Source organism: Mesorhizobium sp. M7A.F.Ce.TU.012.03.2.1 (assembly GCF_004006095.1).
Classification (GTDB): Bacteria; Pseudomonadota; Alphaproteobacteria; order Rhizobiales; family Rhizobiaceae; genus Mesorhizobium.
This window is the reverse complement of sequence record NZ_CP034779.1, coordinates 1,639,442-1,654,373: the sequence shown is the minus strand read 5'-3', so window position 1 is coordinate 1,654,373 and position 14,932 is coordinate 1,639,442. Positions and strand designations below refer to the sequence as shown.

The following is a 14,932-nucleotide window of genomic DNA, read 5'->3' as shown; positions in this document are numbered from 1 at the left end:
CTCCTGTTTTTGGAGGGAGTAGGGGAATAAGGGAATAGGGGAGTAGGGCTTTTTGCCGCTGCTATTTTCCCTACCGCCCTACTCCCTTACTCCCCTATTCCCTTAACCTTTGATCGCCTCGACCAGCGTCGTGCCCAGCCGCGCCGGCGAGGGCGATACCCTGATCCCGGCGGATTCCATTGCCGCGATCTTGTCTTCGGCGCCGCCCTTGCCGCCGGAGATGACCGCGCCCGCATGACCCATGGTGCGGCCGGCCGGCGCCGTGCGCCCGGCGATGAAGCCAGCCATCGGCTTTTTGCGGCCGCGCTTGGCTTCGTCCTTGAGGAACTGCGCGGCGTCTTCCTCGGCCGAACCGCCGATCTCGCCGATCATGATGATCGACTTGGTCTCGTCGTCGGCGAGGAACATCTCGAGCACGTCGATGAACTCGGTGCCCTTGACGGGGTCGCCGCCAATGCCGACGGCGGTGGTCTGGCCGAGGCCGACATTGGTGGTCTGGAACACGGCCTCATAGGTAAGTGTTCCCGAGCGCGAAACAACGCCGACCGAGCCCTTGCGGAAGATGTTTCCGGGCATGATGCCGATCTTGCATTCGTTGGGCGTGAGCACGCCCGGGCAGTTCGGCCCAATCAGGCGCGAGGTCGAGCGGTCGAGCCTGGCCTTGACCCTGATCATGTCCATCACCGGGATGCCTTCGGTGATGCAGATGATCAGCGGGATCTCGGCCTCGATCGCTTCGAGGATGGCTTCGGCGGCACCCGCCGGCGGCACATAGACGACCGAAGCGTTGGCACCGGTCTTTTCCTTGCCCTCGGCGACCGTGGCGAAGATCGGCAGGTTTTCACCCTTTGAGCCGGTCCACGTCTCGCCACCCTTCTTGGGGTGGATGCCGCCGACCATTTTCGTGCCGTGATAAGCCAGCGCCTGTTCGGTGTGAAACGTGCCGGTCTTGCCGGTCAGGCCCTGCACCAGCACCTTGGTGTTCTTGTCGACGAGAATGGACATGGGAGCCCTTTTCTAAAAACCGTTGATCGAGGAAAACATGGTCAGAGCCGCTTCAGGTCAGCGACCGTGAGGTCGCTCTTGGCATTGCCGGTGTTGAGCGTCGTCGCCGGCTCGAACATCAGCACGACCGGTTCCGCGGTGAGCGAACGCGGCCGGTGCTCGACACCGCGCGGTACGACGATGAAGTCGCCCTCGCCGAGCTCGACCGGACCGTCACGGAAATCGATGGCGATACGCCCGCGCAGCACGAGGAAGGCTTCATCCTCATGGTCATGCGCATGCCAGTCGAACATCTCGCCGAACTTGGCGACCTTCGCCTGGCTGTCGTTGACGTCGCCGGCGATATGCGGATCGAAAACCTTGGTGATGGTCCGATCCGCCGCCTCGACGAGGTTTATCTTGCGCGGAGGCATCCGCTCAGCCCTTTACCGCCGCCACGATCTTCTTGGCTGCATCGTCGAGATCGTCGGCCGACACGACGTTGAGGCCGCTGTCGTTGATGATCTTCTTGCCGAGCTCGGCATTGGTGCCTTCCAGACGCACCACCAGCGGCACTTCCAGTCCGACTTCCTTGACCGCGGCAATGACGCCCTCGGCAATGATGTCGCACTTCATGATGCCGCCGAAGATGTTGATCAGGATACCCTTGACCGCCGGATCCCGGGTGATGATTTTGAACGCCGCCGTGACTTTTTCCTTGGATGCGCCGCCACCGACATCGAGGAAGTTGGCGGGCTCGGCACCATAGAGCTTGATGATGTCCATCGTCGCCATGGCGAGGCCGGCGCCGTTGACCATGCAGCCGATATTGCCGTCGAGCGCGACATAGGCGAGGTCGTATTTCGACGCCTCGATCTCCTTCTCGTCCTCTTCGGTGGTGTCGCGCAGTTCGAGCACGTCCGGGTGGCGGAACAGCGCGTTGTTGTCGAACGACACTTTCGCGTCGAGCACGCGCAGCCGGCCGTTTTTCATGACGATCAGCGGGTTGACCTCGAGCAGGCTCATGTCCTTTTCGACGAAGGCTTTGTAGAGGATCGGGAACAGCGTATCGCCGTCCTTGGCAGCATCGCCGTCGAGCTTCAGCGCACCGTTGAGCGCCTTCAGGTCGGCCGATGTGACGCCTTTTTCCGGATCGATGGCGACGGTGATGATCTTTTCCGGCGTGTCATGGGCGACCGCCTCGATGTCCATGCCGCCTTCGGTCGAGACGACGAAGGCAATGCGGCCGACCGAACGGTCGACCAGGATCGACAGATAGAGCTCGCGTTCGATGTCGGCGCCGTCCTCGATGTAGAGACGGTTGACCTGTTTGCCGGCCGGGCCGGTCTGCTTGGTCACCAGCGTGTTGCCCAGCATCTCGTTGGCGTTGGCGACGACGTCGGCCACCGATTTCGCCAGCCGCACCCCGCCCTTGGCGTCCGGGCCGAGCTCGGTGAATTTGCCCTTGCCGCGGCCGCCGGCATGGATCTGGCTCTTCACCACATAGAGCGGGCCCGGCAGCGCCTTGGCGGCGGCTTCCGCTTCATCAGCCTTGAACACCGGCACGCCTTCGGCCACCGGCGCGCCAAAGCTCTTCAGCAGCGCCTTGCCCTGATACTCATGGATGTTCATCTGGATGGTCTCCGGATCGACTGGGGGTTCACTTGCTGGAGATTCATTTGGAGGCGAGTTGCGGCGCGATTTTGACGCAGGCCTCGGTCAGGCCCTGCACCGTCGCCACCGAGGAGTCGAACATCTTCTGCTCGCTCTTGTTGAGCTCGATCTCAATGATACGCTCGACGCCGCCGGCGCCGATCACCACGGGAACGCCGACATAGGTGTTCTTGACGCCATACTGGCCGGAGAGATACGCCGCGCAGGGCAGCACGCGCTTCTTGTCCTTGAGATAGGCTTCGGCCATCGAGATCGCCGAAGCGGCCGGCGCGTAATAGGCCGAACCGGTCTTGAGCAGGCCGACGATCTCGGCGCCGCCGTCGCGGGTGCGCTGCACGATCTGGTCGAGCTTTTCCTTCGAGGTCCAGCCCATCTTGATGAGATCGGGCAGCGGAATGCCCGATACCGTCGAATAGCGGATCATCGGCACCATGGAATCGCCGTGGCCGCCGAGCACGAAGGCGGTGACGTCCTCGACCGAGACCTTGAATTCCTCGGCCAGGAAATAGCGGAAGCGCGCGCTGTCGAGCACGCCGGCCATGCCGACGACATGGCTGTTGGGCAGTCCTGAGAACTTCTGCAGCGCCCAGACCATGGCGTCGAGCGGGTTGGTGATGCAGATGACGAAGGCCTTCGGCGCATACTTCTTCAGCCCGGCGCCGACCTGTTCCATGACCTTGAGATTGATGCCCAAAAGGTCGTCGCGGCTCATGCCCGGCTTGCGCGGCACGCCGGCGGTGACGATGCAGACGTCGGCGCCTTCGATGCCGGCATAGTCGTTGATGCCGGTGAGCCTGGAGTCGAAGCCATCGACCGGCGACGACTGCGCGATATCGAGCCCCTTGCCCTGCGGGATACCTTCGGCAATATCGAACAGCACCACGTCGCCGAGGTCCTTGAGGCCGATCATGTGAGCGAGCGTGCCGCCGATCATGCCAGAGCCGATAAGCGCTATCTTGTTGCGTGCCATGTGAGGATGTTTTCCTTTGTCGGTGACGACGTCTCAAATCTCTGGTGACTTGATGGCGGCGTCGAAGAAGAGGCCGGAATGCTGCGGGGAACCGCGAATTTTCGCCGCACCCAATAGCCCCGGCACAGAAAAAATTCAAACGATTATTTTGGCGTCAGCATTTTCAATCGGTTAGATCATTTGGGATTTACGTAAACGTCAAAGCTTGTAAGCCGACTTGGGAAGAAGTAGCCGATGAAGATGGAGATCGTAAGGCCGGATGCGGGCGATGACGCCCTTGTGATGCGGGTAGCCGAGGTCGGCGGGACAGCGTCCCCCTCTGTCTTGCCGACGGGGGGCACGAAAGATCGCTACCAACGGATCTCTGGAAACTCAGGCCTGCGCCTGCTTTGCATCTAGCGCCGGCTTCCCTTTCTGCCGCTCCGCCCAATCCTCCAGCCAGTCGCGGCTTTGCATCTCGGTCAGCCGCGATGCGGTGCGCTCGAACTCGAAGACTTCGACGCCGCGCTTGGCTGCATAAAGCGCTTGCGGCGGCGCTTCGGCGCTCATCACCAGCCGCACATGATGGTCGTAGAGCGTGTCGATCAGAAGGATGAAGCGCTTGGCTTCGTTGCGCTTGCCTTCGCCGAGCACCGGGACGTGGTCGATGAAAATGGTTGAGAAGCGCCCGGCGATTGCCAGGAAATCGCGCGCGCCAAGCGGCTTCTCGCAGAGATCGGCGAAGGAGAACCGCGCCGCATCGCCCGCCGCACGCGGCACGATCACCTGCCGTCCTTTGAGGGCAATCGATGTCTCGGCGGTCGGCGCGCCCCGCGTCATGGCTTGCCAGGCCTCGTCGAGTAGCTGGTCCGCCGCCGCATCGGCCGGCGTGACATAGACCGGTGTCCGGGCGAGCTTTTCCAGCCGGTAGTCTTTGTCGGCATCGAGCGCCAGCACCTGTGTGTGCCGCTCCAGTATGCCGATAAAGGGCAGGAAAAGCTGGCGGTTCAGCCCGTCGCTGTAGAGGTTTTCCGGCGCCACATTCGAGGTGGCGACCAGCACCACGCCGCTGGCAAACAGCGCCGAAAACAACCTGGACAGGATCATCGCGTCGGCAATGTCGGTGACCGAGAACTCGTCGAAGCACAGCACCCAGGCTTGCTCGGCAAGGGCCTTGGCCACCGGCGGGATCGGATCGTCTTCCCTGACGTCGCCATTCTTGCGCGCCTGCCGGTGCTTCTGGATACGGTCCTGCACGTCGGCCATGAAGTCGTTGAAGTGGACGCGGCGCTTGCGCCGCACCGGCAGCAAGTCGAAGAACATGTCCATCAGCATGGTCTTGCCGCGACCGACGCCGCCATGGATGTAGAGGCCTTTGACGGCCTCATGGGTCTCGCGCTTGCGGGCGAACAGCCAGCCCAGCGCGCTCGACTTATGCGCCAGCCGCTTGGCCGAAATCTCATCGGTCAGCCGGTCAAGCGCCGCAACGATCCGTTCCTGCGCCGGATCGCGGTCGATCGTACCGGTTTCCACCAGATGGTCGTAGCGCTGCCTGACGGTCGCATGGGTCTGAAGGCCGTCACGCAGATGCATCGGTCACGTCGTTCTGGAGCAATTCCGGGAACCGGAATTGCGTAAAACAAAAACTATCTCGTAAGTGAAATCGGCTGGCCGTTGGAAGTCTGGCCGTCGAATTTCGAGCCGCCCGAGGAATAGAGCCGCGCCAGCGCACCGCCGCTCTCGTCATAGAGCGTCAGCTGTTTGCCGGCGACGTTCCACGACTTGATGCCGTCCATCGGCGCCGGGCAATGCAGCGGCCCGGCGCGGAAGCCGGCGCCGAATTTGGTCTGCGGTGTCGCCACCTTGCAGCTCTGGCCCGCAACGCTGGCGTTCCAGACACCGGCGACGCTGGCGGCGGTCACGTCGGAAGCGCCGGCCGGCGCCGAGCCGTCCGAAGGCAGCGCGGCGACCTGGGTGTTCGCCGGCGCGGTCGGGAATTGCGAAGGGTCGGTGGTGCCGGGCGATGCCGGCGGCGGCAGTTGGTTCGCCGTCACCTTGCCGGCGGGCGCGGCCTCCAGCGGTGCCGGCTGCTGGTCATCCATCGAGGAAAAACGTGAGGTCGAACAGCCACTCGCAACGAGGGCCGCCAGCGATACGGCCACCAGACCGGTTTTCGAAAAAGTCATTCCAACCTCCGTCGGATCCGGCTGGGGGGAAGCCGTCCGCACAATCTCACCCCCACCAAGATGGAGAAGGTGGCGAAATTTCAACCCGATATGGTTAAAATACAGTTTGCAGCAAGAATTGTTGCAAATTTATCGCAATCGCCACGGCTGACCGTTTGTCGCGCGTCGCTTGGGAATTCCGGTCAACACTTCGTCGGTGGACGCTTGCGCGAACCGCCTCAGCGCCTATGTCTGGAAAACGAAACCCTGCTGGAGCCGCAATTGGCCGCGAGAAAGACTGCCGCCAATCGCTATTACAGCGGCCCGCCCAGCGACCATTTCGACGGCGCATTGTTCTTCAATCCCGACGGCCAGCCACCCGGCCGTTTCGCCGACCTGCTGAAATGGCAGTTGAATGGCCAGCGCTCGAAATGGCCGGCGAGCGATGCAAGCCCCTTTCCGCAGGCAAAGCCGGCGACAAGGGTCGAGGGCGCCGCGCTGGAAGTGACCATGATTGGTCATTCCACCTTGCTGGTCCAGACGGCAAGTCTGAACATTCTTACCGATCCGGTTTGGTCGCTGCGCGCGTCGCCGCTTTCCTTCGCCGGACCAAAACGCATCAATGCGCCAGGCATCGCCTTTGCCGACCTGCCGCCGATCGACCTCGTGCTGGTCAGCCACAACCATTACGACCATCTCGACCTCGCCACGTTGAAGCGGCTGAAGGCCGGCCACGACCCGCTGGTGCTCACTCCGCTCGGCAACGACGCCATCATCGAAGCCGCCGTGCCCGGCATGCGACTGTCGGCGCATGACTGGGGCGACAGGGTCGAGATCGGCAATGGCGCCGCCGTCCATGTAGAGCCGGTGCATCACTGGTCGGCGCGTGGCGCCCGCGACCGGCGCATGGCGCTGTGGGCCGGCTTCGTCGTCGAAACGCCTGACAGCAAGCTCTATTTCGCCGGCGACACCGGCTTTCACAATGGCATCAACTACCGGCGGATGGCCGAGAAACATGGCGGTTTCCGCTTCGCCATCCTGCCGATCGGCGCCTATGAACCGCGCTGGTTCATGGCGCCGCAGCACCAGAACCCCTGGGAAGCGGTGCAAGGCATGACGCTGTGCAATGCCGCCCATGCCGCCGGCTGTCATTGGGGAACTTTCCAGCTCACTGACGAGCCGATCGACGAGCCGGCGCGCAAATTGACCGAGGCGCTTGACGATCAAGGCATTCCACGGCAGCGCTTTCGCGCCTTGCGGCCGGGCGAGGTATGGAATGTACCGGAGCACATAGTGCCCTGATCCGCATCGGTTTCGACGGAACCCCAGCGCGGCAACAGCGTTTTCATGCGGTTGAAAAATCTGTCGGTTGCGAGGCATCGCCATGCTCAAATGGATCATCATCCTCCTGATCGTCGCCGCGGCGGCGAGCCTGCTCGGCATGCCGGCGCTGGCAGGTGCTGCCGCCACCGGCGCGCGCATCCTTATCGGCATCGTTCTGATCATCTTCCTGCTGGTGGTGCTGGGCATTTTCGCCGTCACGTAAGTCCGGCGCTTTCGCCGTGACCAAGCGGCTGCGCACTGGTAATTCCTGCCCGTTTCCGCCATATAGCGCCAAACGGACACGGAATTTTTCGGAGCAATGGCCAGCACTGCCCCTTTCGCCAAGATGAACGGCATCGGCAACGAGATCATCGTTGCCGATATGCGCGGCCGTGCCGATCGAGTGACGGCGGCGGCGGCGATTGCGCTGAACGCCGATGCCGCGACCAGCTTCGACCAGATCATGGCGATCCACGATGCCAGGACGCCGGGCACCGCTTTTTTCATCGACATATTGAACTCCGACGGAACCGGTGCGCAGGCCTGCGGCAATGGCATGCGCTGCGTCGTCCAGGCGCTCGCCGCCGAGACCGGCCAGAAGATCTTCACCTTCGAAACCGTGGCGGGCATCCTCAATGCGCGCGAACATGCCGACGGTTCGATCTCGGTCGATATGGGCACGCCGCGCTTCGGCTGGCAGGATATCCCGCTGGCCGAGGAATTCCGCGACACCCGCATGATCGAGCTGCAGATCGGCCCGATCGACGCGCCGGTGCTGCATTCACCCTCGGTCGTCTCGATGGGCAATCCGCACGCCATCTTTTGGGTCGACAATAACGTCTGGTCCTATGAGCTCGACCGCTTCGGCCCGCTGCTCGAGAACCACCCGATGTTCCCCGAGCGCGCCAACATAACCATCGCGCAGGTCACTTCGCCCGAAACAATGGTCATCCGCACCTGGGAACGCGGCGCCGGCCTGACCAAGGCCTGCGGCTCGGCCTCCTGTGCGGCCGTGGTGGCCGCGGCCCGTACCAACCGGACCGGCCGCAGCGTCGGTCTGTTGACGCCAGGCGGCGGTACGCTGCATGTCGAATGGCGCGACGATGACCATGTGGTGCTGACCGGCGCCGCCGAATGGGAATTTTCCGGCAGCTTCGACCCGTCGAACGGGACATGGGCCCGCGACACCGAAAGCGCGGCCTGATGTCCGCTCTGCCCAAGAGCCCGATGTCCCAGGGCATCGATGTCGTCACCTTCGGCTGTCGGCTCAACACCTATGAATCGCAGGTGATGCGGCGCGAGGCTGAAAGTGCCGGTCTGGGCGCGCTGGAAGGTGGCGCCGTGATCTTCAACACCTGCGCCGTGACAGGCGAAGCAGTGCGCCAGGCCAAGCAGGCGATCCGCAAGGCCCGCCGCGATAACCCGCGGGCGCGCATCATCGTCACCGGCTGCGCCGCGCAGACCGAGCCTGAAAAATTCGCCGCCATGGACGAGGTCGATCTCGTGCTTGGCAATGAGGAGAAGCTGAAGGCGCATTCCTATCGCGCGCTGCCGGATTTCGGCGTCAACGACACCGAGAAGGCGCGCGTCAACGATATCTTTTCGGTGCGTGAGACCGCAGGCCACATGGTCGACGCCATCGAGGGCCGGGCACGCGCTTTCGTCCAGGTGCAGAACGGCTGCGACCACCGCTGCACCTTTTGCATCATTCCCTACGGCCGCGGCAATTCGCGCTCGGTGCCGATGGGCGCCGTGGTCGAGCAGGTCAAGCGGCTCGCCGGCAACGGCTATGCCGAGATCGTTCTGACCGGCGTCGACATGACCAGTTTTGGGGCCGATCTGCCGGGCGCGCCGAAGCTTGGCAGGCTGGTGAAGACCATCCTCAGGCAGGTGCCCGATGTGAAGCGCCTGCGGCTGTCCTCTATCGATTCGGTCGAAGCTGACGACGATTTGCTCGATGCCATCGCCACCGAGCCCAGGCTGATGCCGCATTTGCATCTGTCGCTGCAATCGGGCGACGACATGATCCTGAAGCGGATGAAGCGAAGGCACCTACGCGATCAGTCGATCCGCTTCTGCGAGGATGTGCGCAAGCTGCGCCCCGGTATCGTCTTTGGCGCCGACATCATCGCCGGCTTCCCGACCGAGACCGACGAAATGTTCGAGAACTCGGAAAAAATTGTCGAGGAGTGTGGCCTGACCCATCTCCACGTCTTCCCCTTCAGCCCACGCGAAGGCACGCCCGCCGCGCGCATGCCGCAGCTCCGCCGCGAGGTCGTCAAGCAGCGCGCCGCCCGGCTGCGTGCCGCCGGTGAAGCTGCCTATTTCAGGCATCTGTCGTCGCTCACCGGAACGCGCCAGTCGATCCTGATCGAGCGCGACGGCCTTGGCCGCACCGAGGGTTTTACGCTTGCCGCACTCGGCACGGGCGCACCGGGTGAGATCGTCGGGGCTGAGATATCAGGCCACGATGGTAGCAGGCTGATCGCGGCGCCCCTTGCCGCCCGCGCCGCCTGAGAACACAAAGCATGGCTGGTTTTTTCAAGAAGATATTTTCGTTCGGCAAGAAAGAGGTTGTCGAGGAGCGGATCGACGAGACCGCCCCGCTGCCGCCGATCAAATGGGAAGCACTCGATGCGCTGAAGCCGGCGGCCGAACAGGTCGTTCCGGAGTTCTTGAAGCGCGACGAGTCGCGGCCCGAGGCGGGAACGACGCCCGCGCCGGTAGTCGAGCCGGAGGTAATTCCTGCGCCGCAACCGGCGCCTGTCGAGGAACCGGCGCCCGAGCCGGAGCCAACCATCCCGCCAGCACCGGAGCCGGCTGTTCCCTCAAAGCCAGAACCTCTGCCGGAGCCCGAGCCGGAAGAAGAACCAGCGCCCGAGACGCCAGCCGAGCCGCCGGCGCCCGAGGAGATACCAACACCTCCCGCCGTTCCGGAACCCACGCCCGAACCGCAGCCGCAAGAAGTCCCTGCTCCGGCGCCGGCCGAGCCGGAGATCGTCCCGTCGCGGCCGGAAAAGCAGCCGGAGCCGGCCCCGGTCGAAGTGCCGACCCCTGTCGAGGTTCCGGCAGAAACACCAGCGCCGATCGAGGTGCCGACACCGGCGCCGTCCCCTCTTCAGCCGTCTTCAGAGGCCGGCACAGCCCCTCATCCGCCTGCCGGCACCTTCTCCCCGTATAGAGACGGGGAGAAGGGGGCTAGCGGTGAAGCTGCGCCTCCTCTTGCAAACATCGAAGACGAAGCCTCAACGCTGACGCCCCCCTCTCTCCGTCCTTCACGGGGAGAGGGTAGGGGTGAGGGGCAGCACGAACTTGCGAAAGATTCGGCGCCACCCGTGGAAGCCATGCCGGCTGCTCTCGTGGCCGAAGCGCCCGCCGCCGAAATCGCACCTTTCATTCGCCAGCCGGCCCCGGTCGAGACGCAGCCGGTCATTGCCGAGATCGCGCCCGAACCGCAGGCCGTGCCGAAGCCGGAGCCAAAGCCCGCTCCCGGCAAGGTGACCGTCACCAAAAAAGTCGAGCAGAAGGCCGAGCCGCAGAAGGCGGCGGAGCCGGCGCCGAGGCGCTCCTGGTTCCAGCGCATGAAGGACGGGCTTGCCCGCTCCTCCAAGGAGCTAACCGGCAACATTGCCGGCGTCTTCACCAAGCGCAAGCTGGACGAAGAGACTTTGCAGGACCTTGAGGATGTGCTGATCCGTGCCGATCTCGGCATGGAGACGGCCTTGCGCGTTACCGACGCGCTGGCCGCCAGCCGCTACGGCAAGGACGTCTCCGACACCGAGGTCCGCGCCATCATGGCGGCCGAGGTGGAAAAGGTGTTGACCCACGTCGCCATGCCGCTGGAGCTCGACCTCTCCCACAAACCGCATGTCATCCTGGTGGTCGGCGTCAACGGCACCGGCAAGACCACCACGATCGGTAAGCTCGCCGCCAAGCTCACCGATGGCGGCCTGTCGGTGATGCTCGCCGCCGGCGACACCTTCCGCGCCGCCGCGATCGAGCAACTGAAGATCTGGGGCGAGCGGACGAAATCGCCTGTGATCGCCTCCAAGATCGGCGCCGATGCCGCAGGGCTCGCCTATGACGCCTTCGAGAAGGCCAGGGAGGCCGGTTCCGACGTGCTGATCATCGACACCGCCGGCCGCCTGCAGAACAAGACCGAACTGATGGCGGAGCTCGAAAAGATCGTCCGCGTGCTTGGCAAACTCGACCCGGAAGCACCGCACACCGTGCTGCAGACGGTCGACGCCACCACCGGCCAGAACGCGCTCAATCAGGTCGAGATCTTCCGCAATATCGCCGGCGTCAACGGCCTGGTGATGACCAAGCTGGACGGCACGGCACGCGGCGGTATTCTGGTGGCGATTGCGGCAAAGCACAAATTGCCGGTCTATTTCATCGGCGTCGGCGAACAGGTCGACGACCTCGAACCTTTCTCGGCAAGCGAATTCGCCAGGGCGATCGCTGGAGTAGCTTAATAAGCATGTCCCAAAAAGTCGCAGACTTATTGGATCAGATCATGCGCAAGAAAGAGATTCCATGAACCCACCCATTCTCGAACGCGATCCGTCGGACCCGCAGAAGCAGAAGAAGGAAGGCGTCAATCCGCTGCTCAAGCTGGTGCTGGAGCTTGGGCCGTTGATGGTGTTCTTCTTCGCCAATGCGCGCAGCGGATGGCTGGTGCAGAAATTCCCTGTTCTGGCCGAGTTCGGCGGGCCGATCTTCGTCGCCACCGGGCTGTTCATGGCCGCCACGGCAATCGCGCTGATTGCCTCGTGGCTGCTCACCCGCACCTTGCCGATCATGCCGATGGTGTCGGGCGTCGTCGTCTTCATCTTCGGCGCGCTGACGCTCTATCTGCAGGACGACATCTTCATCAAGATGAAGCCGACCATCGTCAACACGCTGTTCGGCGGCGTGCTGCTCGGCGGCCTCTACTTCGGCAAGTCGCTGCTTGGCTATGTCTTCGATTCAGCCTTCAGCCTCGACGCCGAAGGCTGGCGGAAACTGACCTTCCGCTGGGGCCTGTTCTTCCTGTTCCTGGCCATCGTCAATGAGGTGGTGTGGCGCAATTTTTCCACCGACGCCTGGGTTACTTTCAAGGTCTGGGGCATCATGCCGATCACGCTTCTGTTCACCTTCAGTCAGATGCCGCTGATCCTGCGGCATTCACTCGAGGACACGGCCGGCAAAGAAGAGAGAACCGGAAAGTAGAAACAGCGGTTCTGCGTTCGTGAAACAATGAAACGTTCTGGGGAGAGGGACATGGAATTCATCACCACGCGCGACCAGTTGAGGACGATCTACAAGACGCCACGGCCGACCGACGGTTCTATCCGCAAGGAGTTGAAAAAACTTGACGGCCATTGCCGCTCCTTCATCGGCAAGAGCCCGTTCGTGCTGATCGGCTCGTCCGACGGTGCCGGCAACGCCGACGTGACGCCGAAGGGCGATAAGCCGGGCTTTGCCACCGTTCTCGACGACACCACCATCGCCATTCCCGACCGGCCCGGCAACAACCGGCTCGACACGCTGGAGAACATCCTCCTCAATCCCTCGGTCGGGCTGCTCTTCCTCATTCCCGGCATGAACGAGACGCTGCGCGTCAACGGCGATGCCCGCATCACCGTCGACGCAAATTTGCGCGAACGGCTCGCAGTCGACGGCAGGGAGCCGCAAAGCGTCGTCGTGGTCAGCGTCAAGGCCGCCTACATGCACTGCGCAAAAGCCTTCATGCGCTCGGATTTGTGGAAGCCGGAAACCTGGTACGATCGCGCGACGCTGCCGACGCTCGGCCAGATCATGCGCGATCAGCTGGCGGTTGCCGATTCCGCCGAGGCGACCGATCGCTGGCTCGACGAGGAATACAAGAAGACGATGTGGTAGCTTTTCCGGACGCGATTCGCGTCTGGACCGATTCCATACCTTGCTGAACATCCTTACCATTTCCGGAAGCCTGCGCGCGGCTTCCACCAATTCGGCCCTGATCGCAGCACTGGCGCGCAACGCACCGCCCGGCTGCCGCGTCAGCGTCTATGACGGGCTTGGCTGTCTGCCGATCTTCAATCCCGACGACGAGGGCGAGCGGACGCCGCTCGAAGCCTCCAAGCTGATCGATGCCGTCAGCCGAGCCGACGGCCTGATCGTTTCCTGTCCGGAATATGCCCATGGCGTGCCGGGCGGGCTGAAGAACGCGCTCGATTGGCTGGTCTCGCGCGATGCCGCTGTCGCCAAGCCCGCCATGCTGGCACACGCCTCGCCGCGCTCGCTGTTCGCCCGCGCCGCACTGGCCGAGATCATGCGCACCATGTCGTTCGCGCTTTGTGACGATGTGCTGGAGATTGCCCTGCTCGGCAAGAAGCCGCCGGAGGTGGCGGGCATCCTGGCGGCGCCGGCGAACCGGCAGGCGATGCATGACGCGCTGAATGCCTTCGCGGAGTTTATCCGCTCGCGTTGAGCGGCGGCCACCCTACATCTTCGAGCTACCCCTTTCGCAGCGTCTCCACATCGGTCTTCCCAACGTACCAATCGCGCGCGTTGACCTCTTCAAAAACCACCCAGACATCGTCGTTGCTCAGCCCGGTGGCGTCCATGATGGCCGCCGTCACCTTTTTGGCGATGTCCGCCTTCTTGCCTGCCGGATCGGCTGATATCACTTCCTTGACGATGCGGATGTTGACGAATGGCATTTTTGTCCTCCCGGGATGTTCGTGCGCGCGACCCGCTTCGATGAAACCGTCGAACGGCCGCCAGTGCTCCAGTCTCAGCCAGTGCTCCAGTCTCAGTATGTCTTGGCGCCGTTGACCATCAGCCGCACCATGTAGAGCGACGTGGTGCCGGCGATATAGAGGCAATTCAGCTTGTTGCCGCCGAACACGCAGTTGGCGGTGACTTCCGGCACCTTGACCTTGCCGATCAGCGTGCCGTCCGGATCGTAGCAATGGATGCCGTCGGCGGCACTCGTCCAGATGCGGCCGTCCTCGTCGAGCCTGAAGCCGTCGAACAGGCCGGCCGTGCAGTCGGCGAAGATTTTCTCGCCCGAAACCTTCTTGCCGCCCTTGCCGACATTGAACACCCGCATATGTGCCGGATTCTGTGCGCCATGCGTGCGGCCGGTATCGACGACATAAAGCTTGCTCTCGTCGAGCGAGAAAGCCAGGCCGTTGGGCCGGACCATGTCGGTGATGACGGCTTCGACCTCGCCGGTGCCGGGATCGACCCGGTAGACATGGCAGGCGCCGATTTCGCTCTCGGCCCTGTCGCCCTCATAATCCGTATCGATGCCGTAGCTCGGATCGGTGAACCAGATCGAGCCGTCGGATTTCACCACCGCGTCGTTGGGCGAATTCAGCCGCTTGCCCTTCCATTTGGACGCGATCGTGGTGACCGAGCCGTCGAACTCGGTGCGGCTGACACGGCGGCCCGAATGCTCGCAGGTGATCAGCCGGCCCTGCCGGTCGACGCTGTTGCCGTTCGAATTGCCGGACGGCTGGCGGAAGACGCTGACATTGCCGTCGGTCTCGTCATAGCGCAGCATGCGGTTGTTGGGGATGTCGGACCAGACGACATAGCGGCCGGCGGCGAACCAGGCCGGCCCCTCCGCCCACTGGCATCCGGTGAACAGCTTCTCGACCTGCGCGTTGCCATTAAACAGGCGCGCGAAGCGCGGATCGAGAATTTCATAATAGTCTGCGGCCGCCATGCTTTTCCTCCCGGCATCAATGACACCCGGATCAAGCCAGCCGGAGGGACAGAAGGCAATGTGGGTACGCACAGTGTCATGCAAAAGATCGCTTGCCGGCTCTGCGCATGACGTTAGCGCCGTATTAACCGGCTA

Annotated in this window: 16 protein-coding genes; 8 read left to right on the top strand and 8 right to left on the bottom strand. The window is 63.2% G+C overall.

From position 1 onward, the window contains the following. Nucleotides 1-102: 102 nt before the first annotated feature. The 6 genes from sucD to EJ079_RS07990 form a co-directional block, all read right to left on the bottom strand. Entirely contained in the window at nt 103-1,005 is a 903-nt protein-coding gene (gene sucD / locus EJ079_RS08015) for a succinate--CoA ligase subunit alpha (RefSeq protein WP_127808698.1), read from the bottom strand. A gap of 41 nt (nt 1,006-1,046) precedes the next feature. Further along, a complete protein-coding gene (locus tag EJ079_RS08010; RefSeq protein WP_127397252.1) occupies nt 1,047-1,418 on the bottom strand; it encodes a cupin domain-containing protein in 372 nt (123 codons plus the stop codon). A 4-nt stretch (nt 1,419-1,422) separates the two neighbouring features. Next, nucleotides 1,423-2,616 carry an ADP-forming succinate--CoA ligase subunit beta gene (gene sucC, locus EJ079_RS08005; RefSeq protein WP_127808697.1) on the bottom strand — a complete coding sequence of 398 codons (1,194 nt, stop codon included), beginning with the start codon at nt 2,614-2,616 and terminating at the stop codon, nt 1,423-1,425. A 43-nt stretch (nt 2,617-2,659) separates the two neighbouring features. Continuing rightward, nucleotides 2,660-3,628, bottom strand: a complete 969-nt coding sequence (gene mdh / locus EJ079_RS08000) for a malate dehydrogenase (RefSeq protein WP_013528846.1) — start codon at nt 3,626-3,628, stop codon at nt 2,660-2,662. 372 nt (nt 3,629-4,000) lie between these two features. Continuing rightward, nucleotides 4,001-5,200, bottom strand: a complete 1,200-nt coding sequence (zapE, locus tag EJ079_RS07995) for a cell division protein ZapE (protein WP_127397342.1) — start codon at nt 5,198-5,200, stop codon at nt 4,001-4,003. A gap of 53 nt (nt 5,201-5,253) precedes the next feature. Next, nucleotides 5,254-5,793 (bottom strand): protease inhibitor Inh/omp19 family protein, encoded by a 540-nt coding sequence (locus tag EJ079_RS07990; protein ID WP_023811288.1) that lies wholly within the window; start codon nt 5,791-5,793, stop codon nt 5,254-5,256. 261 nt (nt 5,794-6,054) lie between these two features. On the opposite strand from EJ079_RS07990, the gene EJ079_RS07985 reads away from it, so the two are divergent. The 8 genes from EJ079_RS07985 (at nt 6,055) to EJ079_RS07950 (ending at nt 13,552) form a co-directional block, all read left to right on the top strand. After that, a complete protein-coding gene (locus tag EJ079_RS07985) occupies nt 6,055-7,074 on the top strand; it encodes an MBL fold metallo-hydrolase (RefSeq protein ID WP_127808696.1) in 1,020 nt (339 codons plus the stop codon). A gap of 82 nt (nt 7,075-7,156) precedes the next feature. Continuing rightward, entirely contained in the window at nt 7,157-7,318 is a 162-nt protein-coding gene (locus tag EJ079_RS07980; protein ID WP_013528842.1) for a DUF1328 family protein, read from the top strand. A gap of 96 nt (nt 7,319-7,414) precedes the next feature. Then, complete coding sequence (gene dapF / locus EJ079_RS07975; protein ID WP_127808695.1) at nt 7,415-8,299, top strand: diaminopimelate epimerase; 885 nt, start codon at nt 7,415-7,417, stop codon at nt 8,297-8,299. Beyond that, nucleotides 8,299-9,612 (top strand): tRNA (N(6)-L-threonylcarbamoyladenosine(37)-C(2))-methylthiotransferase MtaB, encoded by a 1,314-nt coding sequence (gene mtaB / locus EJ079_RS07970; protein WP_127808694.1) that lies wholly within the window; start codon nt 8,299-8,301, stop codon nt 9,610-9,612. The genes dapF and mtaB overlap by 1 nt, the downstream gene beginning before the upstream one ends. Before the next feature lie 11 nt (nt 9,613-9,623). Further along, nucleotides 9,624-11,573 carry a signal recognition particle-docking protein FtsY gene (gene ftsY, locus EJ079_RS07965; RefSeq protein WP_127808693.1) on the top strand — a complete coding sequence of 650 codons (1,950 nt, stop codon included), beginning with the start codon at nt 9,624-9,626 and terminating at the stop codon, nt 11,571-11,573. A gap of 61 nt (nt 11,574-11,634) precedes the next feature. Continuing rightward, a complete protein-coding gene (locus EJ079_RS07960; RefSeq protein ID WP_127808692.1) occupies nt 11,635-12,309 on the top strand; it encodes a septation protein A in 675 nt (224 codons plus the stop codon). Nucleotides 12,310-12,360: 51 nt separating this feature from the next. Further along, on the top strand, nt 12,361-12,981 hold the full coding sequence (locus EJ079_RS07955) for a pyridoxamine 5'-phosphate oxidase family protein (RefSeq protein WP_023811295.1): 621 nt from the start codon (nt 12,361-12,363) through the stop codon (nt 12,979-12,981). 40 nt (nt 12,982-13,021) lie between these two features. After that, nucleotides 13,022-13,552: an NADPH-dependent FMN reductase gene (locus tag EJ079_RS07950; protein ID WP_127808691.1), complete on the top strand. Its 531-nt coding sequence runs from the start codon at nt 13,022-13,024 to the stop codon at nt 13,550-13,552. A gap of 25 nt (nt 13,553-13,577) precedes the next feature. Here the strand turns inward: EJ079_RS07950 and EJ079_RS07945 are convergent, their stop codons facing one another. Beyond that, on the bottom strand, nt 13,578-13,784 hold the full coding sequence (locus EJ079_RS07945; RefSeq protein ID WP_023811297.1) for a 4-oxalocrotonate tautomerase family protein: 207 nt from the start codon (nt 13,782-13,784) through the stop codon (nt 13,578-13,580). 92 nt (nt 13,785-13,876) lie between these two features. Further along, on the bottom strand, nt 13,877-14,797 hold the full coding sequence (locus EJ079_RS07940; protein WP_127268186.1) for an SMP-30/gluconolactonase/LRE family protein: 921 nt from the start codon (nt 14,795-14,797) through the stop codon (nt 13,877-13,879). Nucleotides 14,798-14,932: the final 135 nt, after the last annotated feature.